General features: G+C 68.8%; 16 protein-coding genes and 1 pseudogene. 15 read left to right on the forward strand and 2 right to left on the reverse strand.

Annotated features, from left to right (window positions below; translation table 11 throughout):
- Positions 1-74 precede the first annotated feature (74 nt).
- From PLE19_03005 to PLE19_03015, 3 genes are all read left to right on the forward strand, one after another.
- The gene (locus tag PLE19_03005) at positions 75-617 is read left to right on the forward strand and encodes an O-acetyl-ADP-ribose deacetylase (GenBank protein ID HPD13886.1); all 543 of its coding nucleotides are present in this window, start codon (positions 75-77) and stop codon (positions 615-617) included.
- Positions 618-1,387: 770 nt separating this feature from the next.
- Positions 1,388-1,825: a division/cell wall cluster transcriptional repressor MraZ gene (locus PLE19_03010; protein HPD13887.1), complete on the forward strand. Its 438-nt coding sequence runs from the start codon at positions 1,388-1,390 to the stop codon at positions 1,823-1,825.
- 52 nt (positions 1,826-1,877) lie between these two features.
- Positions 1,878-2,129 carry a hypothetical protein gene (locus tag PLE19_03015; GenBank protein ID HPD13888.1) on the forward strand — a complete coding sequence of 84 codons (252 nt, stop codon included), beginning with the start codon at positions 1,878-1,880 and terminating at the stop codon, positions 2,127-2,129.
- 9 nt (positions 2,130-2,138) lie between these two features.
- On the opposite strand, the gene PLE19_03020 is transcribed toward PLE19_03015, so the two are convergent.
- Both PLE19_03020 and PLE19_03025 read right to left on the reverse strand, forming a co-directional pair.
- Entirely contained in the window at positions 2,139-2,846 is a 708-nt protein-coding gene (locus tag PLE19_03020) for a DUF1080 domain-containing protein (GenBank protein ID HPD13889.1), read from the reverse strand.
- A 91-nt stretch (positions 2,847-2,937) separates the two neighbouring features.
- On the reverse strand, positions 2,938-3,714 hold the full coding sequence (locus tag PLE19_03025) for an alpha/beta hydrolase family protein (GenBank protein HPD13890.1): 777 nt from the start codon (positions 3,712-3,714) through the stop codon (positions 2,938-2,940).
- Positions 3,715-4,511: 797 nt separating this feature from the next.
- Here PLE19_03025 and PLE19_03030 point away from each other — a divergent pair.
- The 12 genes and pseudogenes from PLE19_03030 (at position 4,512) to PLE19_03085 (ending at position 23,107) form a co-directional block, all read left to right on the forward strand.
- Positions 4,512-5,345 (forward strand): hypothetical protein, encoded by an 834-nt coding sequence (locus PLE19_03030; GenBank protein HPD13891.1) that lies wholly within the window; start codon positions 4,512-4,514, stop codon positions 5,343-5,345.
- A gap of 112 nt (positions 5,346-5,457) precedes the next feature.
- Positions 5,458-8,196 (forward strand): annotated as a pseudogene (gene secA, locus PLE19_03035) (preprotein translocase subunit SecA).
- A gap of 1,629 nt (positions 8,197-9,825) precedes the next feature.
- Positions 9,826-10,791 (forward strand): hypothetical protein, encoded by a 966-nt coding sequence (locus PLE19_03040; GenBank protein ID HPD13892.1) that lies wholly within the window; start codon positions 9,826-9,828, stop codon positions 10,789-10,791.
- Between the two features lie 122 nt (positions 10,792-10,913).
- On the forward strand, positions 10,914-12,947 hold the full coding sequence (locus tag PLE19_03045; GenBank protein ID HPD13893.1) for a trypsin-like peptidase domain-containing protein: 2,034 nt from the start codon (positions 10,914-10,916) through the stop codon (positions 12,945-12,947).
- A gap of 546 nt (positions 12,948-13,493) precedes the next feature.
- Complete coding sequence (locus PLE19_03050; GenBank protein ID HPD13894.1) at positions 13,494-15,347, forward strand: choice-of-anchor D domain-containing protein; 1,854 nt, start codon at positions 13,494-13,496, stop codon at positions 15,345-15,347.
- 83 nt (positions 15,348-15,430) lie between these two features.
- Positions 15,431-16,741, forward strand: a complete 1,311-nt coding sequence (locus tag PLE19_03055; GenBank protein ID HPD13895.1) for a 3-deoxy-D-manno-octulosonic acid transferase — start codon at positions 15,431-15,433, stop codon at positions 16,739-16,741.
- On the forward strand, positions 16,738-17,904 hold the full coding sequence (metK, locus tag PLE19_03060) for a methionine adenosyltransferase (GenBank protein ID HPD13896.1): 1,167 nt from the start codon (positions 16,738-16,740) through the stop codon (positions 17,902-17,904). The genes PLE19_03055 and metK overlap by 4 nt, the downstream gene beginning before the upstream one ends.
- Before the next feature lie 17 nt (positions 17,905-17,921).
- Positions 17,922-19,178 carry an adenosylhomocysteinase gene (gene ahcY / locus PLE19_03065; GenBank protein ID HPD13897.1) on the forward strand — a complete coding sequence of 419 codons (1,257 nt, stop codon included), beginning with the start codon at positions 17,922-17,924 and terminating at the stop codon, positions 19,176-19,178.
- A gap of 35 nt (positions 19,179-19,213) precedes the next feature.
- Positions 19,214-19,705 (forward strand): Cys-tRNA(Pro) deacylase, encoded by a 492-nt coding sequence (ybaK, locus tag PLE19_03070; GenBank protein HPD13898.1) that lies wholly within the window; start codon positions 19,214-19,216, stop codon positions 19,703-19,705.
- Positions 19,702-20,781 (forward strand): sialate O-acetylesterase, encoded by a 1,080-nt coding sequence (locus PLE19_03075; protein HPD13899.1) that lies wholly within the window; start codon positions 19,702-19,704, stop codon positions 20,779-20,781. The genes ybaK and PLE19_03075 overlap by 4 nt, the downstream gene beginning before the upstream one ends.
- A 33-nt stretch (positions 20,782-20,814) precedes the next feature.
- Complete coding sequence (locus PLE19_03080; protein HPD13900.1) at positions 20,815-21,921, forward strand: uroporphyrinogen decarboxylase family protein; 1,107 nt, start codon at positions 20,815-20,817, stop codon at positions 21,919-21,921.
- Positions 21,922-22,066: 145 nt separating this feature from the next.
- The gene (locus PLE19_03085; GenBank protein HPD13901.1) at positions 22,067-23,107 is read left to right on the forward strand and encodes a zinc-dependent alcohol dehydrogenase family protein; all 1,041 of its coding nucleotides are present in this window, start codon (positions 22,067-22,069) and stop codon (positions 23,105-23,107) included.
- The last annotated feature ends 3 nt before the right edge of the window (positions 23,108-23,110 follow it).

Consider the following 23,110-nt stretch of genomic DNA (forward strand, 5'->3'; position numbering starts at 1 on the left):
GCGGCCCGAATCGGCGGCGTCGCAGCCTCACGCGGATTCTTGGACAGGCTCCTAGGTACAGGAGGGACGCTGCCATGACCCAACGCCAGATAGGCCAGACACTTCTGCGACTCGTCCAGGGCGACCTCACGATGCAGGATGTGGATGCCATCGTGAACGCCGCCAACCCCTCGCTGATGGGGGGCGGCGGGGTGGATGGCGCCATCCACAGGGCCGGCGGCCCAGCCATCAAGGACGAGTGCCGCGCCATCATCTCGCGCATCGGCCGCCTCGCCACCGGCAAGGCCGTGATCACCTCGGCAGGCCGCATGCCCGCCAGGCATGTCGTTCACACCGTCGGCCCCGTGTGGCACGGCGGCACCGCGAACGAGGATGAACTGCTGGCCGATGCCTACCGCAACAGCCTCCAGGTCGCCGCCGACAACGGCTGCCGCACCCTGGCCTTCCCGAGCATCAGCACGGGCGCCTACGGCTTCCCCACCGACCGCGCGGCACGGATCGCCCTGCAAACCATGGCCGACGCAATCCCCCACCATCGGTTCGATGAGGTGCGTGTCGTGCTCTTCCTGCCGGGCGACCTCGAGATCTACGCTGCCGCCCTCTCCCAGATCCCTTGAGTCCAGTGCCGGTTTATGCGCTTCTGCGACGTATTTATGATGCTGTAACAGCATGTACTGCTGCCAACAGCAAACAGACCCCATTGGCAACGTGCCGTCACGCCGTCCAGCGACCCTCTCCAGCCCTAAGTGTTTAGCATGAATAAGCCCATCAGGACACGGCGATCCTGGTGCGACTGCCGTTGGGCAGCCTGGGCCGGGTGCCGCGGCACCAGCGAGGGCCGCCCCATAACCCTCTATGCCGCAATGCCTTACGCTCTCCGGCCATTCCCATCCATACTTGCTCATCCCCCAGATGAGCAGATATGGCCGGAGCCGCGAGAATCGCCCATTCTCGCCCATCTACCCATGCTGTATCACTCTCCTCCTCACAGGGTTGATACAGCATGGGCAGGCGGCGCCCGTCAGCCGCTCGGTGCGGCCCTCCCGAGGAACCGCCAGGTTCGCCAGGAGCCGGCATGCCCACACCCAGCCCCGGGCCGGCCCAGCCGGGGTTGCCAAACCCAGAAGAGCCGCAAATCGCTAGAATACCCTCAGAGAGAGGCGGATTGGCCGCCGTGGTTCGACCAAAGGCCCATAACAGCACACGAGATATGGCGCCGTCAAAATATTTGCATACTGTCATAAATTATCCTTGACAATGCCATATAAGTTCGGATAATGGCGCTTCGCATGGAACGACGTTATGCTCGCGCGGGCCCCTTGGCCGACAGCGAGAGCGGATAGACGGGCATCCCCGTGCCCAGCCCGTGCGTCCTGGAGATCCCCGCGTGCGGTTCTTTGGACAGTTTGCCCAGCGCCTCGATGCCGAGCGTAGGGTGATGCTGCCCAAGGCGTTCCGCGCGGCCATCGGGGAATCCGACCTGGAGAGGGGCCTGATGCTGGCGCGGGGCCTCGATGGCTGCATCTGGCTCTTCACGATGGGCGCCTGGGAGGCGGCCGTGGCGGAGCTGGGCCAGCGCGTCTTCGCCAGCACCGAGGCGCGGATGCTCGAGCGCCTGTTCCTCGGCGGAGCCGTGGCGGTGAGCGTGGACAGGCTGGGCCGCATCCCCCTCCCCGAGGGCTTGTGCGCTCGGGCGGGCATCACCGGCGAGGTGTTGCTCATCGGGGCCGCCACGCGGGTGGAGATATGGGATCCCGCGCGCTGGCGGGCGCTGGAGAACGAGGCCTTGGGGCGATACGAGGAGCTGGCCGAGCGGCTCGCCTGAGCCGCCGGCCGCGGGCCAGGCCGCGTATCAAGCCGTCACCGGGGTGAAGGCCATGCCACCAGACGACCCAACGAAGCGCATCGTCTTCGCCGCCTCGCCCGAGCTCATGGCATCGCTCGAAGGCACGGCGGGTGAACTGGGCCTCAGCAAGATTGGGACGATCCGCCTCGCGGTCGCCATCCTCACCGAGATCGTGCAGCAGGCCAGCCGGGGCGGCCGGCTCATCCTGCGCGACCCCGAGGGCCGCGAGCGCGAGCTGTGGCTGCCGCAGATCGCTCCGCGGCGTCCCCCCTCCGCCGGCTGACCCCTCCCCTCAGTCCAGCCGCTTGAGCCAGAGGTCCTTGAACTGCACCTTCATGGGCGGGCCCTGGTGCACCTGGAGGCCCAGCACGCCCTCCGTCAGGCGCTTGGGGTCGTCGTCCTGGAGGTCGGCCATCACCACGCCGTTGATCGTCAGCACCACGCGGCCGCCGCGGCAGAGAATGCGGTAGTCGTTCCACTCCTTGGGCTTGTAGGCCTTGAGGAGTTCGGCGGGGTCGCCGAGCGCCTCGACCTTGCGCGCGCCCTTCTCGTCAATCGCTACCTTCTCGCCGCGGTTGGCCAGGATGCCGCGGCGCAGATACTCCATGATGGTGCCGACCCACTTCGGGTCCTCGGCGAAGTCGGCCTGCATGCCCACGAGCGCGTCGCCCTTGCCCGGCTCGCGCTCCAGGCAGCGGATGTAGATGCCCGAGTTGCCGTTGCGGAGGCGGAACCGGGCCTTCAACTCGAAGTCCTTCAGCTTGCCGCCGGCCCAGACGAGGAACTTGTTTTCGGAGAGCTTCTTCTCGGCGGAAGTGGTGCCGGTGATGGCGCCGTCCTCGACCGTCCAGTGGTCGGGGTCGCCTTGCCAGCCGGTGAGGTCCTTGCCGTTGAACAGGCTCTCGAAGCCGTCGGCGTCCTTGCCGAACGTCACAGGCTCGGCGGCCAGGGCAGCGGCGGCGAGGCCGGCGAGGGTCACGAACAAAGCAGCCCGTCTCACGTGTTGTCCCCTGCAAAGAGGGCGGAGCGCGCTCGCCGGCGCCTCTGTGCCGGCGTTCGGGCAATGACTGTACACCGCGGGGGCGATGGTTTCAAGTGCGGGCTGCTTCCGCGGGCATGAGCCAGGCGAGGACGCGCTGGATCTGCTCGTCCCAGTGCTTCCACTGGTGGTCGCCGGGGCCGTCGGAGTAGGTGAGATCGAGACCGAGCCTCAGCGCATGGTCGCGGAAGGTGAGGTTGGAGGCATAGAGGAAGTCTTCGGTGCCGCACCACTGGAAGAGGCGCGGCTTGGGGCCGTTGGAGCGCGCCAGGACGGTGGCGAGGTGGAGGAGGTCGTTGTCGCTGCCGCGGAGCCGGGCGAGGTCGCCGAAGACGTTGGCCATTTCGGGGCCGCGGTTAGGGTCGTTCTCGAGCAGGCCGGCGATGTCGAGTGCGCCGGACAGGCTGGCCGCGGCGGCGAAGCGTTCGGGGCAACGCAGGGCGAGCTTGAAGGCGCCATAGCCGCCCATCGAGAGGCCGGCGACAAAGGTGTCGTCGCGCCGCGCCGAGAGCGGGAACAGCCCGCGGCAGATGGCGGGCAGTTCCTCGGAGATGAAGGTCCAGTAGCGCAGCCCGTGAGCCATGTCGGTGTAGAAGCTGCGGCCCACGGCGGGCATGACGACGGCGAGGCGGAGATCGGCCACATAGCGCTCGATGCTCGTGCGCCGCTGCCAGATGGTGTGGTCGTCGGAAAGGCCGTGAAGAAGGTAGAGCGTGGGGAAGGGCTCCGGCGTGGCATCGCCTCCGACGGGGCGCTGGGGCAGGATAACGTCCATCGAGCAGCACAGGCCGAGGACGTCCGAGAAGAAGTCGCAGTGGATCAACGCCATGTCAGGCTCCTCCTGGGATGTCGAGACAGACTGGGGTCTGTGCGGAAATCCACGCGGGCTGCGTTGCCGGCGTCAGCGGGGCGGATGCAAGGCGCGGCGACACAGGCGATGCTATGGAGCGCATCGCGGAGGAGCCGCAACGCGGCAGACGCCCCGCTGGCGCCGTAACCCGAAGGGGCGCCGCGTGGATTTCGGCGCAGACCCCAGTGCATTATAGCATGCGAGCCCCCCTCCCGAATGTTTTCCTCGTCCCTACGCTCTGCGTGGGGACGGGGCTCCTGGCCGCTCCGCGGCCTCTTCGTCTTCGGGGAAGATTGGACGCAGGAGCGTCCGGACCTCCGCCCCCACGCGGAGCGTAGGGGCGAGAAGGGTGAGGAAACGTAAGGGCAAGCATGAGAGCCCCCCTCCGAACGCTCCAATACGTTCGGGAGGGAAGACCCCCGGCGCCCGCTCTTCCCGTTACCCTCCCGAAGGCATTGGAACCTTCGGGAGGGAGGCCCCGGGGGCACACGGCGGCCGGAAGGGGGCATGGCGACGACTCCGCGCAGCCCCCTGTGGGCGGCCCAGGAATCGCACCAGAGAGGATGCCACATTCAAGAAAGGCCAGGAATCGCCATACGGCGGGGCTGGGTTGGGGAGTAGTTTTCAGAAGCCGCGCGCAAGTGGCTTGCGTTCAACAACTTCAGACCTCGCAACCGCCTCCGTGCGGGGCGTTGCAGATTGAATTCCCGGCCCGAATCGGCGATAATGGGGCACGAGTGGAACGCAGATGCTCCGCGCCTCGAAAGGGGAATCGGATGCGCACGGTGGGTTTGTGCCTTGGAGCTGCCCTGGCCGCATGCGTGGCGCTGGCCGCCGCAGGCGAAGCGACGGGGAGGATCGCCGGCACCCTCACACCCGCCGGCAAGGCCCTGAAGGTGGGGGCGGTCGAGCGCATCCCCGCCACCATCATGAAGTTGATGGACAGGACGCACTGGGGCAAGGTGGACCCGAAGACGGGCGAGTACTCGGTGGAGGGCCTCGCGCCGCGCAAGTACGACCTGGCGGTCGAGACGGCCGAGGGGCGCATCGAGGGCGTCGAGCTGCGCGTGCTGGGCGAGGAGAACGAGCCGACCTATGACCTGAACCCCGGCACGGGCGAGCTGAAGGTGCAGCGCTTCGACGAGAAGCAGCTCGCGGAGGAAGGCGAGGTGCTCACGCCCGAGGAGCGCCGCCGCCGTCTCAGCAAGGAGCTTCGTCTGGACAAGCTCGAGGACCACCTGAAGAAGCTGCTCACCGTGGCGCAGTTCATGGACACGAACCGCGTGCTCTACATCCACGGCACGCCGAAGCGGGCCGTCGTGCTGATGGAGCTGGCGCGCAAGAGCGCCTTCTACGCCGACAAGGGCGGCGAGGTGATCTGGCGCATCGAGACCTACCCCTACCTCTGGATGGGCGACGTGTGGCACAAGCCCAACAAGGGACTCCAGGTGCTCCAGCGCCTGCGCCTCGACGGCCGCGAGTTCGCCAAGATGGGCTACGTGTACGACCCGGCCCTCGGCGGCATCGAGGTGAAGGCGGGCCAGACCACGAAGTGGGACTACACCCTGCCCGACAAGCTGCCCCCGAGCCTGGGAAAAGTGCCCGAGTGAACGCCGCGCGGAATGCGGGAGGCGTGGGAAGACATGGATCGGGCGGGCCCGACGACACGTCGGGCAGGTCCGACGCATCCGACAGGTTCTCTAGGAGCATGGTTCGGCGGCCATGGCGCAACAAAGCACCAAGCGACTGAGCAGCGACGGCGACGGCGCCGACCGCTTCCTGAACAAGCTCGGCGAGCGCTTCCAGGAGTTCTTCGACGCCGCGCCCGTGGCGATCGCGCGCACGGTGAACAGCGCGCTGAAGTTCTTCCTGCGCGGCAGCCGCATCGAGCGCACGATCCGCGAGCTGGCGCCCGTGCTGGCGCGGATCAACGCCCTGGAGCTCGACATGGTGGCCCTCAGCGACGACGCGCTGCGGGCCAAGACCGACGAGTTCCGCCAGCGCCTGGCCGACGGAGCGAAGCTCGACGACCTGCTGCCCGAGGCCTTCGCCGTGGCCCGCGAGGCGGCCGACCGCCGCATCGGCATGTGCAGCGTGCTCTACCGCCCGCACGGCTTCGACCCCGCCCGCCTGCGCGAGCCCGAGAACCGGCGGCTCTTCGACCAGGCCCGCGCCGCCCTCGACGCCGCGGCCGAGCGCGCCGGCTTCGACCCCGCGACCGCCCCGATATCCCAGCAGGTGATGGCGCTCGGCTCGGAGATCGCCAAGCTGCGCTTCCCGGCCGCCTTCTACGCCGAGCTGCGCGACCTGTTCCCCGACTACCGGCCCCCCTTCCGCATGCGCCCCTTCGACGTGCAGCTCATCGGCGGCATCGTGCTGCACCAGGGCAAGATCGCCGAAATGGTCACCGGCGAGGGCAAGACCCTCGTCGCCACCCTGCCCGCCTACCTCAATGCCGTGGGCGGCGCGCACGTGCACATCGTCACGGTGAACGACTACCTGGCCCGCCGCGACCGCTTCTGGAACGGCCCCCTGTTCGAGGCCCTCGGCCTCAAGGTCGGCGCCATCCAGAGCGAGATGAACTCGGCCCAGCGCCAGCCCGAGTACGCCGCCGACATCACCTACGGCACCAACAACGAATTCGGCTTCGACTACCTGCGCGACAACATGAAGGACGAACTCGAGGAACAGGTCCAGGGTAAGCTCCAGTACGCCATCGTGGACGAGGTGGACAGCATCCTGATTGACGAGGCCCGCACCCCGCTCATCATCAGCGGCCCGGCCGAAGAGTCCAGCGACCGCTACTACATCGCCAACCGCCTCGTGAACACCCTCAAGGGCGTCAACGCGCAGACCCTGCCCCGCGAGGAGGGCCACCGCGAGAGCCTCCTCCAGGCCTACGACTACACCTACAACCTCAAGGACCACTCGGTCTCGCTCACCGAGCGCGGCATCAAGAACGCCCAGCGCTTCCTGGGCATTGACAACCTCTACCACGGGCGGAACATGGACTGGCCGCCCTACATCGAGGCCGCCCTGAAGGCCAAAGAGCTCTACAAGCTGGACGTGGACTACGTGATCCGCGACGGCGAGGTGGTGATCGTGGACGAGTTCACGGGCCGCCTGATGCCCGGCCGCCGCTGGAGCGACGGGCTGCACCAGGCCGTGGAGGCCAAGGAGGCCAGCCGCGGCGCCCGCATCAAAGAGGAAAACCAGACCCTCGCCACCATCACCTTCCAGAACTTCTTCCGCCTCTACGAGAAGCTGGCGGGCATGACCGGCACGGCCCTCACCGAGGCCGCCGAGTTCATGAAAATCTACAAGCTCGATGTCGTCCCCATCCCCACCAACCGCCCCCTGCGCCGCACCGAGTGGCACGACCTCATCTACGGCACCGAGAAGGAGAAGTGGGACGCCATCGTGGAGGAGATCGCCGCCGTGCACCAGGTCGGCCGCCCGATCCTGGTCGGCACCATCTCGATCGAGAAGAGCGAGCACCTGAGCGCGCTGCTCGAGCGCCGCGGCATCAAGCACGAGGTGCTCAACGCCAAGCACCACGAGCGCGAGGCCGGCATCGTGGCCCTGGCCGGCCAGTTCGGCGCCGTGACCGTGGCCACGAACATGGCCGGCCGCGGCACCGACATCGTGCTCGGCCCCTGCACCGCCCACGGCACGCTGGCCCACTGGCAGGCGAGCGGCCTGGCCCCGCGCGAGCTGCCGAAGGAACTCACCCTCAACCCGACCCTGGATCCCGACGAGTACGAGCGCCGCCGCGCCGCCCTCCAGCAGCACCTCGAGCGCCACTGGTTCGAGGCCTGGAACCTGCGGAAGAAGGGCGAGACAGGCGAGGTGGCGGACGGCGAAGTGCACAGCCGCCTCCTGGCCTACTGGAAGGCCCGCGGCATGGCCCCGATGGTGCTGCCGCGGCGCAACGTGGCCGAACTCGGCGGCCTGCACATCGTGGGCACCGAGCGCCACGAGGCCCGCCGCATTGACAACCAGCTCCGCGGCCGCGCCGGCCGCCAGGGCGACCCGGGATCCAGCCGCTTCTTCGTCGCCCTCGACGATGAGCTGATGCGAATCTTCATGGCGGAGTGGGTGCGGCGCTTCATGCTCCGCGCCGGCCTGGGCGAGGGCGAGCCGATCGAGAGCGGCATGGTCAGCCGCGCCATCGAGCGCGCCCAGAAGAAGGTCGAAGAGCACAACTTCGAAATGCGCAAGAACGTGCTCGAGTACGACGAGGTGATGAACGAGCAGCGCAAGCTCATCTACAGCCAGCGCCAGGAGGTGCTCGAGGGCGGCGGGCGGCGCGACCCGGCCGAGACGATCCAGCGCGCCCTCGCGCGCTACCTCGCCCCCGACCTCCAGCCGCCCTCGCCCGAACTGCCCGACCGGGTGTTCGCCCTCCTGGCCGCCCAGACGGCGGCCGTGGGCGTGAAGCTGCGCCGCGACGACTGGGACCGCGCCGACAGCCAGTCCCTCGCCGCCCTGCTGGCCGAGCGCGCCCGCGCCGCGCTGCCCAACGGCCTGGGCGAGCGCGAGGTGCGCGCCTGGGCCGCCCAGGTGCTGGCCGACGGCCGGGCCGACGGCGGCCCCTACCCCGAGCAGTGGGGCCTCGACCGCCTGGAGCGCTGGGCAGCCAAGCTCGGCGCCGACTGCCCGCGCGACGAGCTGGCCGCGGCCGCGCGCAGCGAGCTGGCCGCCTTCGTTGCCGAACAGGCGCGCGGGATGGCCCAGAACCGCTCGCTCGACGACGTGCTCGAACGCTGGTTCCGCCTGGGCTTCACCCAGGACTGCGTGCTGCTGGCCCGCTCGACGCAGTGGGAGCTGGAGAGCTTCCGCAAGTGGCTCGACGGCGTGGGTGTGAGCGTGGAGATCGTGGAGTGGACGCCTGCGACGACGACCTGCGACGCCCTGACGCCGCGCTGGCTGGCGGCGGCGCGCGCGCGGTTCGCCGGCCAGGCCCCGGCCGAGGTGGCCGCCGACCTGGCCGCGCGGGCGGCCGGGGTGTTCCTGGCGTCGCCCCTGTTCGGCCGGCGGCCCGAGCCCGCGCGCCTGGCCGCGTGGGCCGATGAACGGCTGGACCTGCCCCTCGAGCCCGAGGCCATCGAGGCGGCCTTCGAGGCCCGCGTGGCGCCGCGCCTGGCGGCCCTGCTCGCCGAGCGCGTGGGCGCGCGCTTCGCCCGGCTGCCGCTCGCCGAGGCCCGCGAGCAGTGGGCAGGCAGCGTGGCCGACTGGCATCTCCAGGTGCACTTGGCGTTCGCGGCCCACAACCTGGTGGGCCTGGCCACGAGCCTCTCGGGCCGGCTGCGCCTCGGCCTCTCCGCGCTCGAACTCGCGAAGCGCCCGGCGGCCGAGATCGCCGACTTCGTGCTCCGCGAACTGGCCGCACGCCCCCCGCGCGAAGAGCCGGGCGAACACCTCGAAGGTCTCGAGGACATCGTGCTGGCGATGGTCGAGAACTCCGTGCGCCGCCTGGTCGAACAGCGCCTCGGCTCGCGCCTGGGCGCCAGCCCGGTGGAGCAGGGCTTCGTGCCCCTCAGCCTCTGGGCCACCGACCTGGGCATGCGGATCACCGAGAAGCAGTGGCGGGCCGCCGACCTCTACGGGCTGCGCCTGCACTTCCTGCGCCAGGCCGCCGAAGCCTACCCGGCCGCGACGACCGCCGAGTTGCTCGAAACCTTCGTGCCGCGCTTCGTCCGCAAGAGCGTGGGGCTGTTCCTGGACTCCGAGGCGTTCCGCGAACGCCCCACCTACGCGGGGCTGGCGGGCTGGGCGGCCGAGCGCTTCGCCTTCCTGCCGCGTGACACCCAGGTGGAGGCGCAGCTCAAGCGCTTCGCGGCCGACCGCCTCAAGGAGACCCAGCAGCGCCTCATCCAGGCCCTGCTGGAGGAGCACCAGCAGACGGGTGCCGAGCTGGACGCCGCCGCCGGGCGCCTGGTGGGCGCCACGCTCGAACTCTACCAGTCCACCCTCGAGACCGACGAGTCGGACCTCGGCGGCCTGGTGGCCTTCGCACGCGAGGCCTTCGACGTCTCGATCCCCGTCCACCGCCTCGAGGAGCAGGCCGAGGCCGAAGAGCGCGAGCCGATGGCCGTGCTGGTGGAGCTGGCGAAAGGCCGCTACGCGCGGCGCGGCATCGAGAAGCTCGCGGCCGACGTGGTGGGCGGCGCCTTCCGCCTGTGCCTGCCGCCCGAGCAGTTCCCTGCCGAGTGGCGCTGCGACAAGCTGCGCGACTGGTTGCGCAACGTGGGCCTGGCCGACGTGGCGAGCGCGGACGACCTGCGGGACGAGACTCTGGCCGAGATGACCGCCTACTTCGAGAAGGCGGCGGCCACGGCCCTGGCGCCGCGCCTGCCCGAGCAGGTGCGCACCGAGCTGGTGCCCGTGGCCCTCCAGGTCTTCCTCGAGACCACGCTGGCCGAGGAGGGGCGCAACTACATCGGCATCGCCAACGCGATGAATCAGAAGTACGGGGTCGAGGTGGGGCCGCTCGAGCTCAGCAAGATCCCCGGCACCGAGCTCCAGACGCTCCTGCGCGACCTGGTGTTCCAGGCCTACGAGCGCCGCAAGGCCCAACTTGGCGCGCGCCGGATGCTCTGGACCATCCGCCAGCTCCTGCTCCGCATCATTGACACGAAGTGGAAGGACCACCTGTGGTCCATGGACCACCTCCGCGGGGTCATCGGCTTCCGCGGCTACGGCCAGCAGGACCCGAAGGTCGAGTACAAGCGCGAAGGCTACGCGATGTTCGACCTGATGACCAAGAGCATCGAGGACACGGTGACCGACTACCTCCTCAAGGTCGAGTTCAACCTGGGCGAAGAGGAGGTGCGGAGCGTGTGGCGGGCCGACAGCTACATCCACGAGGCCGCCGAGAGCTACAAGCAGCAGCAGGCGGCCGCCGAGGCCCCGCAGGGCGAGCGCCGCGTGGCCCGGCCCGTGGTGGCCGGCAAGGAGCCCGGGCGCAACGACCCGTGCCCCTGCGGCAAGACGCGCCCCGACGGCAAGCCGGTCAAGTACAAGAACTGCTGCGGCCGGCGTCGCGCGGGCTGAACCTGCGCTTGCATTTCCGCCGCCGATTGCGTATCACAAGGGAAAAGGTCGTCCACGGTCGGGGCGCAGAGCGGGCGGCCCGGGCGCCCCAAGACCACCAACACCTCATCGGGGGCACCCTTATGTCCAGCCGAACCCTCTCAGCCATCCTCCTGGCGGTTACACTCTTCCTCGCTCGTTCCGCCACGGCCATGACCGTGACGATCACGGCCGACAAGGCCGACGTGATGGTCGGCAGCAAGGTCGTGGCCACCGTCACTAAGGGCCAGAGCTTCGTCGTCAGCCAGCAGCGCGACGTCTGGTATGGCATCCACATCCAGCAGGGCGACAAGGTCCTCTTCGGCTGGATCCACAGCCGCAACTGCGAGGTCCAGAAGGCCACCACCAAGGCGGGCGAGGACCCGGCCGAGGCCGAGGCCGAGAAGGAGTTCGCCAAGCGCAAGGCCCAGGCCGACAAGCTGGTCGCCGAGGGCAAGTGGGACGAGGCGGTTGCTCTCTTCGACAAGTTCCCCTCCCAGTACTGGAAGACCAAGGCCGGCAAGAAGGCCATGCAGTACGGCGGGGAACTCGACTCGAAGCGCCGCGCCAACCCCGAGGCCGTCGAGGCCGGCGCCGAGCGCGAGTTCCAGAAGCGCAAGGCCGAGGCCGACAAGCTCCTCGCCGCCGGCAAGCTCGATGAGGCGATCCGCGTCATGGAGGGCTTCCCCGCCAGCTACGAGAACTCCAAGTGGTTCCAGGAGGCCAAGAACTACGTCCTCGAACTCAACAAGAAGGCCCACGTGGACATGGCGGAGTTCGAGAAGGCCGTGCTCGTCGCCCTCGACGCCGGCAAGCCCGACGACGCCCTCGCCGCCCTCAAGGCCCTGGAGGAGAAGAACCCCGCCGGCAAGGCCACCTACCTCAAGTTCGCCCGCGCCTTCATCGAGCGCCACCAGAAGGCCGCCGCCAACCCCAACGCCCCCGTCTCCAGCGACGACGGCGCGGCCGATGTCTACGCCGAGGAGGCCGACTTCGCCAAGCAGCTCTCGCGCATCCTCAACTTCCGCGGCCCCGAGGGCATCACCACCTACACCACCATCGTGCGCAACGGCAACGTCATCTCCCAGGTCCAGGCCACGCTGCCCAAGCCCGAGGAGCAGATCCTCATCGGCGAGCAGCTCACCCACGCCTTCCCCTGGTCCCCCAACGTCCGCTACTACCTCGCCAAGCTCTACGCCCGCACGGGCGACACCGACAAGGCCGTTCAGCGCTACGCCGACGTGCGCCAGCTCGACCGCGGCGTGAGCATCCTCACCCTCGACTCCTTCATCGAGGCCGCGCGCGTCCTCTCCCGCGCCAAGCGGCATCCCGAGGCCGTCGGGCTGCTCAAGCAGGCCCTCGCGCGCAAGGCCGACGACTTCATCGCCCTCGCCACCATGGGCCGCGCGCACCTGGCCGCCGGCTCCAAGGCCGAGGCCGTCGCCGCTTTCGAAAAGTCTCTCAAGATCAACCCCAACCAGCCTGAGGTCACGCGCCTCCTGGCCGAGGCCAAGGGCCAGAAATACACCGAGCCGCCCCTCGCCAAGCTCCAGTCTGCCGAACTCTTCAAACAGGTCGAAGAGTCCTGCGTCGTCATCACCGCCACCAACAGCAGCGGCAGCGGCTACGTCATCAGCGCCGACGGCATGGTCGCCACCAACTTCCACGTCATCGCGCCCGGCGGCAAGCTCGGCGTCCGCTTCCGCCGCAAGGGCGAGTTCGTCACCATCCCCGACGTCCAGCTCGTCCTCGCCGACCCCGTCAGCGACATCGCCATCCTCAAGGTGGACGCCCGCGCCTTCCCCCTCAAGCCCCTGCCCCTCGGCACCGCCAAGGACGTGGTGCCCGGCGAAGACATCGTCGTGATCGGCAACCCCGGCATGGCGGGGCAGATTCTCGACTACACCATCACCAAAGGCATCATCAGTAATCGCGACCGCGAGATCAACAAGATCCACTTCTTCCAGACCGACGCCGCCGTCAACCCCGGCAACTCGGGCGGCCCGCTCTTCAACATGAGCGGCCAGGTCATCGGCATGGTCACCCTTGGAACCCACGGCATGCAAGGCACCGGCTTTGCCCTGCACATTGACCAGGTGAAGGCGCACTTCCCCAACTGCTTCCCGGACATGGAGTGACCGAAGGGCGCGGGCCGCCCCTCCCCCCTTGCGAGAAGACAAGACCGCTCCAAGCACCCCAGTGAACCTGCCGGATGTTGATCAGCCGAGTAACATGTTGCCGCCTCGCAACATGACTGTAACCAATTCATGGGCAGACACTTGCAATCACCATCGCTTCTTCCAGGCCGAAGCCACGTTGCCTGGTTGCAACATCATCTCCTCAACCGCTGCGCCGCAGACCATCCTTGACACTGGCGTCTCGGGTGTAAGGCATTATGAGGCAAAGCCTTATCGCATTCCGAAGAACCTGGCAACTGCACGCAGACGCGGCATGCCGTTTGCTCTCGATAGAAGTAGCGCGGGGGTTCGGAGCGGGTTGCAGCGGGGTTGCCGTTCGCGACTGATGGCACCGGGTTGCTTGCCGTCGGTCACGGGCGTCTGCAACAGGAGGGCGAAATGGGAGGTGCGGCCGGGTCCTGCCGGTTCCTTCCTTTGGACCGCCATCAGCGCCGTTCTTCCCCGTCTGGCCACGGGGCTCGGGCGGCGCTTCGGGTTGGCCCCGCAGTGGCGCTGATTGCCGTGTGCCTGTTGGGGGCGGTTGCGCGCCAAGCGCACGCCTGGCCGCTTACGGATATTGCCTGGGACCCTATTCCTTACCAGGACATTGCCGACAGCGACACTCCCACGGAGACGAACGTCGTCGGGGGCACCCTGGGCGGTGTCTTCTACCCCGCACTCTACCACGCTTACGACGGCGCCAACCTGTGCTTCCGCATACGAGTGAACGGGCAGCCAGGGCCCCCCGGCTCTTTCACGGAGTTCAATCAGGTTCAGTGGGCCGTCCTCCTCAACACCGCCGTGCAGGCTCCCGAGGACCCCATGGAATACGGCCTGCTGGTGAGTGCCAAAGGCACCGCTCAGGTGGAGTTGCGGCCCACTGCCAACAACAACTCGGCTCATGCCACCGACTGGGCGGGGAAGGCCAGGTTTGACGATCCCTTCCTGCCCGTCATCGCCTCCATCCCCAATGGCGCCTACGCGCGCTGGAGCGTTGCGGGCGACGGGTCCACGTTCTACGGGGATGCGGACTACTTTGTGGACGTGGCCGTGCCCTACGCCTACTTCCTGGCCATGACGGGCCTGCCGGCGCGCGCGCCGCTTCAGGCCGCGTACGCGACCAGCGCCGACAACAACCTGGGGAACTTCAACAAGGACCTGCCGGACCCGGGCACGAGCTGGCTGCCCAGCCCGCCCGCCTCGCTCCTGCCGGAACTCGCCACGAGTCCCGCCGCACTGGACTTCGGGCACGTGCTGGTGGGCGCCAGCCGCACGCTGCCCGTCACGGTCAGCAATGTCGGCAGCGCGACGCTTGAGAGCATCACCCTCGGAAATCTCACGGGCAGCGGCGATTTCACCACAGGCGTTCTCTCCCCCATTGACTACCTGAGACCCGGCGATTCCTCCACCCAGGGCTTCGCCACCTATGCCCCGCTCGAGCGCGGCGCCGACACAGGGTCCCTCACTGTTTCCAGCCGCAACGCCTACAACGGCGACTTCGTCACCCCCCTGAGCGGCAACGGCGTCGCGCCCCTGAGCAGCCTCAGCGACGCGATGGGCACCGTCTTCGGCCGCATCGGCACCACGATGACCGCCTCAATCGTCATCACCAACAACGGCGACGGCAATCTCTCCGGCCTCGGCGCCGCGAGCAATCTCAACGGCGCTATTCTGGCGCCAGGCTCAGACCCGTTTCCCTTCTCGCCCCCCAGCGACGGCAGCATCAGCCTCAGCGATGGGGCTTCGAGGCAGTACGATTTCACCTACGTCCCCGTCGGCCGCGAGACCGTGACCGCCAACCTGCTGGCCGACCTCGTGAACGGCAGCCCGGACGGCGCGAATCTGCCCCACACTATCCTGTATACCCTCCACGGCACGGCGGTGGGGCCCATCTATGACAGCGTCGTCGCCCCCGGCGGAACAGTGGACTTCGGCATTCAGGTGTGGAAGAGCCCGCCGGTGGACGAGGCGTTCCTCATCCTCAACGTGTCGGGGGACGAGGACGGCGGCAACCACGCCCTAACGGATCTCACGCTGCTCTACTACGAGATCGTCGGCCCCGACCCCACCATGTACCAGCTCATCGGGTTCGAGCCTGGCATGATCCTGGGTAAAGGCCAGACCGCGTCCCTCGAGATCCGGCTCTACCCGGGCATCATCACGGGCCATCTCCAGGCACAGCTCAACATCTACACCGACGAGCGGGGGCCACTGGGCGAGTGGGACGGCCGCCTCTTCAGCTACGACCTCATCGTCGAAATCGTCACGCCGGAGCCCACCACGCTCACCCTCCTGGCCTTCGGCGCCCTGGGCCTCCTTGTGCGACGCCGCCGCCAGGCCCGGAGGCCCTCGCCGCGCTAGAGTCTATGCCAGAAGCCACGCGGGCCGCGGGTTCCTTCTCCCCCATTTGAAGCGCCACGTGCCTTCTGGTAGTATCCTGCCCTATGTCGCTGCTCCTCGATATTGCCTACGGCGCGGGCCTGGTGCTGGGTTCGCCGCTCCTGGCCTACAAGGCGCTCACGAGCGAGAAGTTCCGCACCGGCTACCGCGAGCGGCTCGGCGGCGTGGCGCCCCGCGAGGGCGAGGCACCGTGCGTGTGGGTGCACGCCGTGTCGGTCGGCGAGATGAACCTCATCCGCCCCCTCGTCGCGGGCCTCGCCGAGGCCCACCCCGACTGGGAGATCGCGCTCTCCACCGCCACGAACACGGGCCGGGCCACGGCTGACAAGCTCTACGCCGGCCACAAGGCGTTCTACTACCCGCTCGACTTCTCGTGCACCGTGGCCCGCGCACTGCGGCGAATCCGCCCGAGCCTGATCCTGCTGGTCGAGCTGGAGGTGTGGCCGAACTTCCTGGCCGCCGCGGCGCGCCGGGGCGTGCCCGTGGCCATCGTGAACGGCCGCCTGAGCGAGCGCTCGTTCGGCCGCTACCGCCTCATCCGCCCCTTGATGGCTCGTTGGCTGCGGCGCGTGACGCGCTTCTGCGTGCAATCGGAGGTCTCGGCCGCGCGCCTCAAGGCCCTCGGGGCGCCCTCCGAGCGGGTGATCGTGACGGGGAACATGAAGTTCGACTCGGCGCCCGCCGAAGAGAACGGCCTGAAGGCCGCACTACGAGCGCTGCGCGACGAGTTCGGGCTGGGGCCCGATGAGCCGGTGCTCGTGGGCGGCTGCACGTGGCCGGGCGAGGACGAGGCGCTCGTGGCCATGTACCCGCGCCTCAAGGCCCACTCGCCCGCACTCCGACTGGTGCTGGCCCCCCGCCAAGCCGACCGCTTCGGGCCGGTCGAGCAACTGGTCCGCCGCGCTGGCCTGCCGTGCGTCCGCCGCACCGCCCTCCAAGCAGGGGCGCGGAGCGAGCCTGGGGCTGTGGTGCTGCTCGACACCATGGGCGAGCTGGCGCGCGTCTACGGCCTCGCCACGCTGGTTTTCGTGGGGGGCAGCTTGATTCCGCACGGCGGGCAAAGTACAATTGAGCCTTCTGCCCAGGCCAGGCCGACCCTGTTCGGCCCGCACACGGCGAACTTCCGCGACGTGAACGAGCAACTGCTCGCCCACGGGGCCGCGCGGCGTGTGGCAGATGCAGCGGAGTTGGAGGCGGCGCTCGGCGAGCTGTTGGCCCGCCCCGACGTTGCCGTCGCGATGGGCCAGAAGGCCCGCCAAGTGGTGGATGCCAACCGCGGCGCGACCCGCCGCACCCTCGAGGCGCTGGAACCGTTCCTTCAGGCGCAGGCGAAGAAAGGAATCGCGAGGCCATGAGCGGACGCAAATACCTCTTCACCTCGGAAGCTGTGACCATGGGCCACCCCGACAAGGTGGCCGACCAGATTTCCGACGCCATCCTCGACGCCTACATCGCGGGCGACCCGATGTCGCGCGTGGCGTGCGAAACGCTCGTCACCACCGGCCTCGTCGTCATCGCCGGCGAGATCACGTCGAAGACCATCGTAGACCTCGCCGCCACCGCCCGCCAGACCATCGCCGAGATCGGCTACACCGACCCCAGCATCGGCTTCGACGCCCACTCCTGCGGCGTCATCACCAGCGTCCACCGCCAGTCGCCCGACATCGCCCAGGGCGTGGACGAGACCTCCAGCCACGAGCAGGGCGCCGGCGACCAGGGCATGATGTTCGGCTTCGCCTGCCGGGAGACCAAGGAGCTCATGCCCTCGCCCATCTGCTACGCCCACCGCCTCGTGCTCGGCCTCACGCGCCTGCGCGAAAAGGGCACGCTTGACTACCTGCGCCCCGACGGCAAGACCCAGGTCACCGTCGAGTACGAAAACGACAAGCCCGTCCGCATCCACACCATCGTCATCTCCACCCAGCACCACGAGAAGGCCACCCAGAAGCGCATCAAGGCCGATCTCGAGAAACTGCTCATCCCTAAGACCTTCCCCAAGGGCATGGTGGACAGGGACACGGTGATCCACGTCAACCCCACCGGCCGCTTCGTCATGGGCGGCCCCCACGGCGACACCGGCCTCACGGGGCGCAAGATCATCGTGGACACCTATGGCGGCCGCGGCAGCCACGGCGGCGGCGCCTTCAGCGGCAAAGACCCCAGCAAGGTGGATCGCTCGGCCAGCTACGCCGCCCGCCACATCGCCAAGAACATCGTCGCCGCCGGCCTGGCCGACCGCGCCGAGGTGCAGCTCTCCTACGCCATCGGCGTCGCGCGGCCCGTCAGCATCAACGTCTGCACCGAGGGCACCGGCCGCATCGCCGACGACCAGCTCGAGGCCCTCGTCGCCGAGCACTGGGACCTGCGCCCCCGCGCCATCATTGACTACTTCCAGCTCCGCCGCCCCATCTTCAAGCACACCGCCCGCTACGGCCACCTCGGCCACGCCAACTACGACATCTACACCTGGGAGCGCACCGAGAAGGCCGACGCCCTCCGCAAGGCCGCGGGCCTGTGAGACGCAAAGGAACCGCGATGAAGTACGACATTCGCGACATCAAACTCGCCAATCAAGGCCGCGACAAGGTGGAGTGGGCAGAAGAACAGATGCCCGTGCTGCGCCTCATCCGCGCGCGCTTCGCCAAGGAGAAGCCACTCGAAGGCGTCACCCTCGCCGCCTGCCTGCACGTGACCACCGAAACCGCCAACCTCATGCGCACCCTCCAGGCCGGCGGGGCCAGGCTCTTCCTGTGCGCCTCCAACCCCCTCTCGACCCAGGACGACACGGCCGCCGCTCTCGTCAAGCACTACAAGGTGCCCACCTTTGCCATCCGCGGCGAGGACCGCAAGACCTACTACAAGCACGTCCACGCCTGCCTCGACGCCAAGCCGCATATTTCGATGGACGACGGCTGCGACGTGGTCTCGACCATCCACTCCGAGCGCAAGGACCTGCTGCCTCACATGCTCGGCGGCTCGGAGGAGACGACCACCGGCGTCATCCGCCTGCGCGCCATGGAGGCCGATGGCGTGCTCGCCTATCCCATCGTGGCCGTGAACGACGCCGACACTAAGCACCTGTTCGACAACCGCTACGGCACGGGCCAGAGCACCATTGACGGCATCATCCGCGCGACCAACCGCCTGATGGCCGGCTCGGTGGTCGTGGTAGCGGGCTACGGCTGGTGCGCTCGCGGCGTAGCCACGCGCGCCCGCGGCATGGGCGCTCACGTGGTGATCACCGAGGTGGACCCGCTGCGCGCCCTCGAGGCGGTGATGGACGGCTACCAGGTGATGCCCATGGCCGAGGCCGCGAGGACCGGCGACCTCTTCGTCTCCGTCACCGGCAACCGCACCGTGGTCACCGCCGAGCACTTCAGGAAGATGAAGGATGGCGCATGCGTGTGCAACAGCGGGCACTTCGACATCGAGATTGACATCCCCGCGCTCCGCAAGCTCGCCAAGTCGGTCCGGCGCATCCGCGACAACGTGCAGCAGTTCACCCTGCGCGACGGCCGGCGCATCAACCTGCTGGCCGAGGGGCGCCTCGTCAACCTCGCCGCCGCCGAAGGCCACCCCGCCTGCGTGATGGACATGAGCTTCGCCAACCAGGCCCTCGCCGCCGAGTTCATCGCGAAGAACCATGCGAAGCTCGAAAAGCGCGTCTATGCCGTGCCCAAGGAGATTGACCGCGAGATCGCCCGGCTGAAGCTCAAGGCCATGGGCGTGAGGATTGACACCCTCACCCCCATCCAGCGCAAGTACCTGGCCTCGTGGCAGATGGGCACCTAACTGAATTGCGCCCCGCGGCAGCACGCCAGGCGAGCATGAAGACCAATGCCGCCCGACTCCTCGACCGCCTCGGCATCGCGTACGAGCTGCGCGAGTATCCGGTGGACCCCGCCGACCTGAGCGCGGGAGCCGTGGCGGCCAAGATTGCCATGCCCGCCGAGCGAGTCTTCAAGACCCTTGTCGTTCGAGGCGACCGCACTGGCGTCGCCTTCGCCGTGGTGCCGGGCGATGCGGAGCTGGACCTCAAGGCCCTCGCCCGCCTGTCTGGCGACCGCAAGGCCGAGGTGGTGCCCCTCCGCGAGGTTCAGCCCCTCACCGGCTACATCCGCGGCGGCGTCACCGCCCTCGGAGCCAGAAAGGACTACCCCGCCTTCGTGGCCGAGGAGATCGTCCTCTACGACCGCATCGCCATCTCGGCAGGCGCGCGCGGCACGCAGATTCTCCTCACCCCAGACGACTACCTGCGCGCCACGAGGGGCACTGTCGGCCCCATCGCGCGCGCCAAGAACACAGGAGACGCACAATGAGGATGGGAAGAGCCACCGCCCTTTCGGCCACAGCACTGGCCATCGCGCTCGCTGCCCGAGCGGCCGACGCCCCGGCGCCCGGCCCGTGGCGCGTGTTCGTCCTCTCGGGCCAGTCGAACATGGAAGGCAAGGGCTCGATCAGGCACCTCGAACAGCTCCTGGCCGACGAGAAGACGGCCCCCACCTACCGCCATCTGCGGGCCGGCGACAAGTGGGCCGAACGGCCCGACGTCCTCGTCCGCTACACCAACGGCGACAAGATTGACAGGAAAGGCCCTCTCTCGGTCGGCTACGGCAATCCGCCCGATCGCTTCGGCGTCGAGCTTCAGTTCGGCCACGTCGTCGGCGACCGCCTCAAGGAGCGCGTATTGCTCATCAAGGTCTGCTGGGGAGGCCGCAGCCTGCGGTTCGACTTTCGTCCGCCCAGCTCGGGCCCGGGCGACTTCGACGCCGACTGGTTGGCCAAGGCCGCCAAGCGCGCCGGCTGGCAGGGCGACCCCGCCAAGTTCGTCGGCCACAACTACCGCGACCTCGTCCGCCTCACCCACGAGACGCTGGCCAACCTCAAGACCCACTTCCCCGAGTACGACGGCTCGGGCTACGAGATTTCGGGCTTCGTCTGGTTCCAGGGCTGGAACGACATGCTCGACGCCGCGCACCACAGCGAGTATGGCCCGAACCTGGCGAACCTGCTCCGCGACCTCCGCACCGACCTCGGCGTGCCCGATCTGCCGATGATCGTGGGCGAGCTGGGCATGAGCGGCACCGAGCAGCAGATTCCCCAGCAGTACCGCGCCAAGCACATGAGCTTCCGAGCCCAGCAGGAGAGCGTCTCGAAGATGCCCGAGTTCAAGGACACCGTGCGCTACGTCCCCACGAGCATCTACATGGTGCTCGACGGCCCCGAATTCGACGGCGGCTACCATTACCGCGGGCGCGCCGACGTGTTCTTCCGCATCGGCGACGCAATGGGCCAGGCCATGCTCCCCCTGCTCAAGGACAAGCCCACCGACCAGAGCGCCCAGATCAGGAAGGCCTGGGACGCCGCGAAGCAGAAGTACGGTCTTGGCGGCTGAGCGACTCGAGGACAGCCCTTCCGGCGGCGCACCATGGACTCACGCGATCGCGTTGCTCTCGCTCTCGCCCACCGGGAGCCCGACCGGGTTCCGATAGACTACTGGGCCACGCCCGAGGTGACGGCGCGGCTCTTGCGCCACTTCGGCCTCGCGACCGCCGAGGAACTCCTTCAGCGGCTCGACGTGGACTTCCGCTACATCGAGGGGCCGGCCTACATCGGCCCCACCCCCCGCGTCCGCCCCGACGGCAGCGTGGAGGACCACTGGGGCGTGCCGAGGGTGCGCATCCGCGTCGGCGCGGGCGACCAGGCCACGGCCTACCAGGAAGTCGTCCAATTCCCCCTCGCCGAGGCGAAGTCGGTGGACGACATCCTGGCTTACCCCGCCTGGCCCAGCCCCGAGTGGTTCGACTACCGCCCCGTGCGGCAGCAGGCGGCCGAGGCGCGGCGCACGGGCAAGGTCGTCGTTTTCATGGGCGACCGCCTCAACCGCTGCGCCCAGCTCAAGCCGGCCATGTACCTGCGCGGCGTCGAGCAGATTCTCCTCGACCTGGCGCTCCAGCCCGAGATCGCCCAGGCCCTCTTCGAGCGAATCACGGCCTTCTACCTGGAGTACGCCTGCCGCACATTCGAGGCCGCTGAGGGCGGCCTGGACGTCTTCATGATGGGCGACGACTTCGGCACCCAGACCGGCCCGCTCCTTTCGCCCGCGATGTGGCGGCAGTTCCTCCGCCCCGGCTTCCAGGCCCTGGTGGCCCTGGGCAAGCGCTTCGGCCTCACCGTCGCCCATCACACCTGTGGCGCCGTCGAGCCCCTCCTCTCCGATCTCCTCGCGTGCGGGCTCGACGTGTTGAACCCCCTTCAGCCCGACGCGGCGGGCATGGACCACGCCGCCATCAAGGCCCGCTTCGGCGGCCGCCTGGCCTTCCACGGGGGCATTTCGATCCAGCGAGCCCTCCCCTTCGGCACGCCCGACGACGTGCGGGCCGAGGTCGCCGAGCGCATCCGCACCCTCGCCCCCGGCGGCGGCTATATCCTGTGCACGGCCCACAACCTCCAGCCCGACACGCCGCTGGCGAACCTCGAGGCCCTCTTCGACGCCTACCACGCCCTGGGCCGCTATCCGCAGAGCCTCGGATGAAGGACCAGGCCCCTCGACTCCTGGGCTGCCGCAAGGGACCCGTGGATGGGACGCGAGCACGTGCCCGCTTGCGTTCCAACCGCGGCTGGTCCACAATACGAGGGTGTGCCCGGCCCGCGCAAGGCGGCACCCGCAGGAGACCCGCATGAGGGCGGCTTACTATGAGGCGTTCGCTGCGCCGTTGACGATCCGCGACTTGCCCGACCCGAGCCCTGGTACCGATGGCGCCGTCATCCGCGTCCGAGCCAACGGCATCTGCCGCAGCGACTGGCACGCGTGGATGGGGCACGACCCCGAGGTCAAGCTCCCGCACGTGCCGGGCCACGAGCTGGCCGGCGTGGTCGAGGCCGTGGGCAGCGGAGTCCGCCGCTGGCGGCAGGGCGACAGGGTCACCGTGCCCTTCGTGTGCGCCTGCGGCGAATGCCCCCAGTGCGCCTCGGGCAATCAGCAGGTCTGCGACCACCAGTTCCAGCCGGGATTCACCCACTGGGGCTCGTTCGCACAGTTCGTCGCCATCGGCCGGGCCGACGCCAATCTCGTGCGCCTGCCAGAGGAGCTGGACTTTGTGACGGCGGCCAGCCTCGGGTGCCGCTTCGCCACGGCCTTCCGCGCCCTCGTGGCTCAGGGCCGGGTGCGGCCCGGGCAGTGGGTGGCGGTGCACGGCTGCGGCGGCGTGGGCCTTTCGGCCGTCCTGATCGCCAGCGCGCTGGGGGCTCAGGTGGTGGGGGTGGACATCGCAGAGGAGAAGCTGCGCCTCGCCCGGCACCTGGGCGCGGCCGAAACGGTCAATGCCCTTGATACAACGGACGTGGCCCAGGCCGTGGCGGACCTCACGCGCGGCGGGGCGCACGTGTCGCTCGATGCGCTGGGCAGCCCGGCCACGTGCCACAACTCGATCGCCTGCCTGAGAAAGCGGGGGCGGCACGTGCAGGTCGGCCTCCTCCTCGCCGAGCAGCGCGCGCCGCAGGTGCCGATGGACCTCGTGGTCGCTCGCGAGCTCGAGATCCTCGGCAGCCACGGCATGCAGGCCCACGAATACGGCTGCATGCTGGCGATGATCACCTCTCACAAGCTCGACCCCGCCAGGCTGATCGGCAGGACCGTCACGCTGGAGGAATCGCTGAGGGAACTGGAGACGATGGACACGTTCGCGGGAACGGGGGTCGTCGTCATTGACCGATTCTGAACC

The organism is Planctomycetota bacterium, from assembly GCA_035384565.1.
Classification (GTDB): Bacteria; Planctomycetota; PUPC01; order DSUN01; family DSUN01; genus DAOOIT01.

Bases quoted from the DNA above. Each gene is read 5' to 3' on its own strand.
- PLE19_03005 (HPD13886.1), top strand. From the start codon at position 75: ATGACCCAACGCCAGATAGGCCAGACACTTCTGCGACTCGTCCAGGGC.
- PLE19_03015 (HPD13888.1), top strand. From the start codon at position 1,878: ATGCCACCAGACGACCCAACGAAGCGCATCGTCTTCGCCGCCTCGCCC.
- PLE19_03025 (HPD13890.1), bottom strand. From the start codon at position 3,714: ATGGCGTTGATCCACTGCGACTTCTTCTCGGACGTCCTCGGCCTGTGC.
- PLE19_03030 (HPD13891.1), top strand. From the start codon at position 4,512: ATGCGCACGGTGGGTTTGTGCCTTGGAGCTGCCCTGGCCGCATGCGTG.
- PLE19_03040 (HPD13892.1), top strand. From the start codon at position 9,826: ATGGCCGTGCTGGTGGAGCTGGCGAAAGGCCGCTACGCGCGGCGCGGC.
- PLE19_03045 (HPD13893.1), top strand. From the start codon at position 10,914: ATGTCCAGCCGAACCCTCTCAGCCATCCTCCTGGCGGTTACACTCTTC.
- PLE19_03055 (HPD13895.1), top strand. From the start codon at position 15,431: ATGTCGCTGCTCCTCGATATTGCCTACGGCGCGGGCCTGGTGCTGGGT.
- metK (HPD13896.1), top strand. From the start codon at position 16,738: ATGAGCGGACGCAAATACCTCTTCACCTCGGAAGCTGTGACCATGGGC.
- ahcY (HPD13897.1), top strand. From the start codon at position 17,922: ATGAAGTACGACATTCGCGACATCAAACTCGCCAATCAAGGCCGCGAC.
- ybaK (HPD13898.1), top strand. From the start codon at position 19,214: ATGAAGACCAATGCCGCCCGACTCCTCGACCGCCTCGGCATCGCGTAC.
- PLE19_03075 (HPD13899.1), top strand. From the start codon at position 19,702: ATGAGGATGGGAAGAGCCACCGCCCTTTCGGCCACAGCACTGGCCATC.
- PLE19_03080 (HPD13900.1), top strand. From the start codon at position 20,815: ATGGACTCACGCGATCGCGTTGCTCTCGCTCTCGCCCACCGGGAGCCC.
- PLE19_03085 (HPD13901.1), top strand. From the start codon at position 22,067: ATGAGGGCGGCTTACTATGAGGCGTTCGCTGCGCCGTTGACGATCCGC.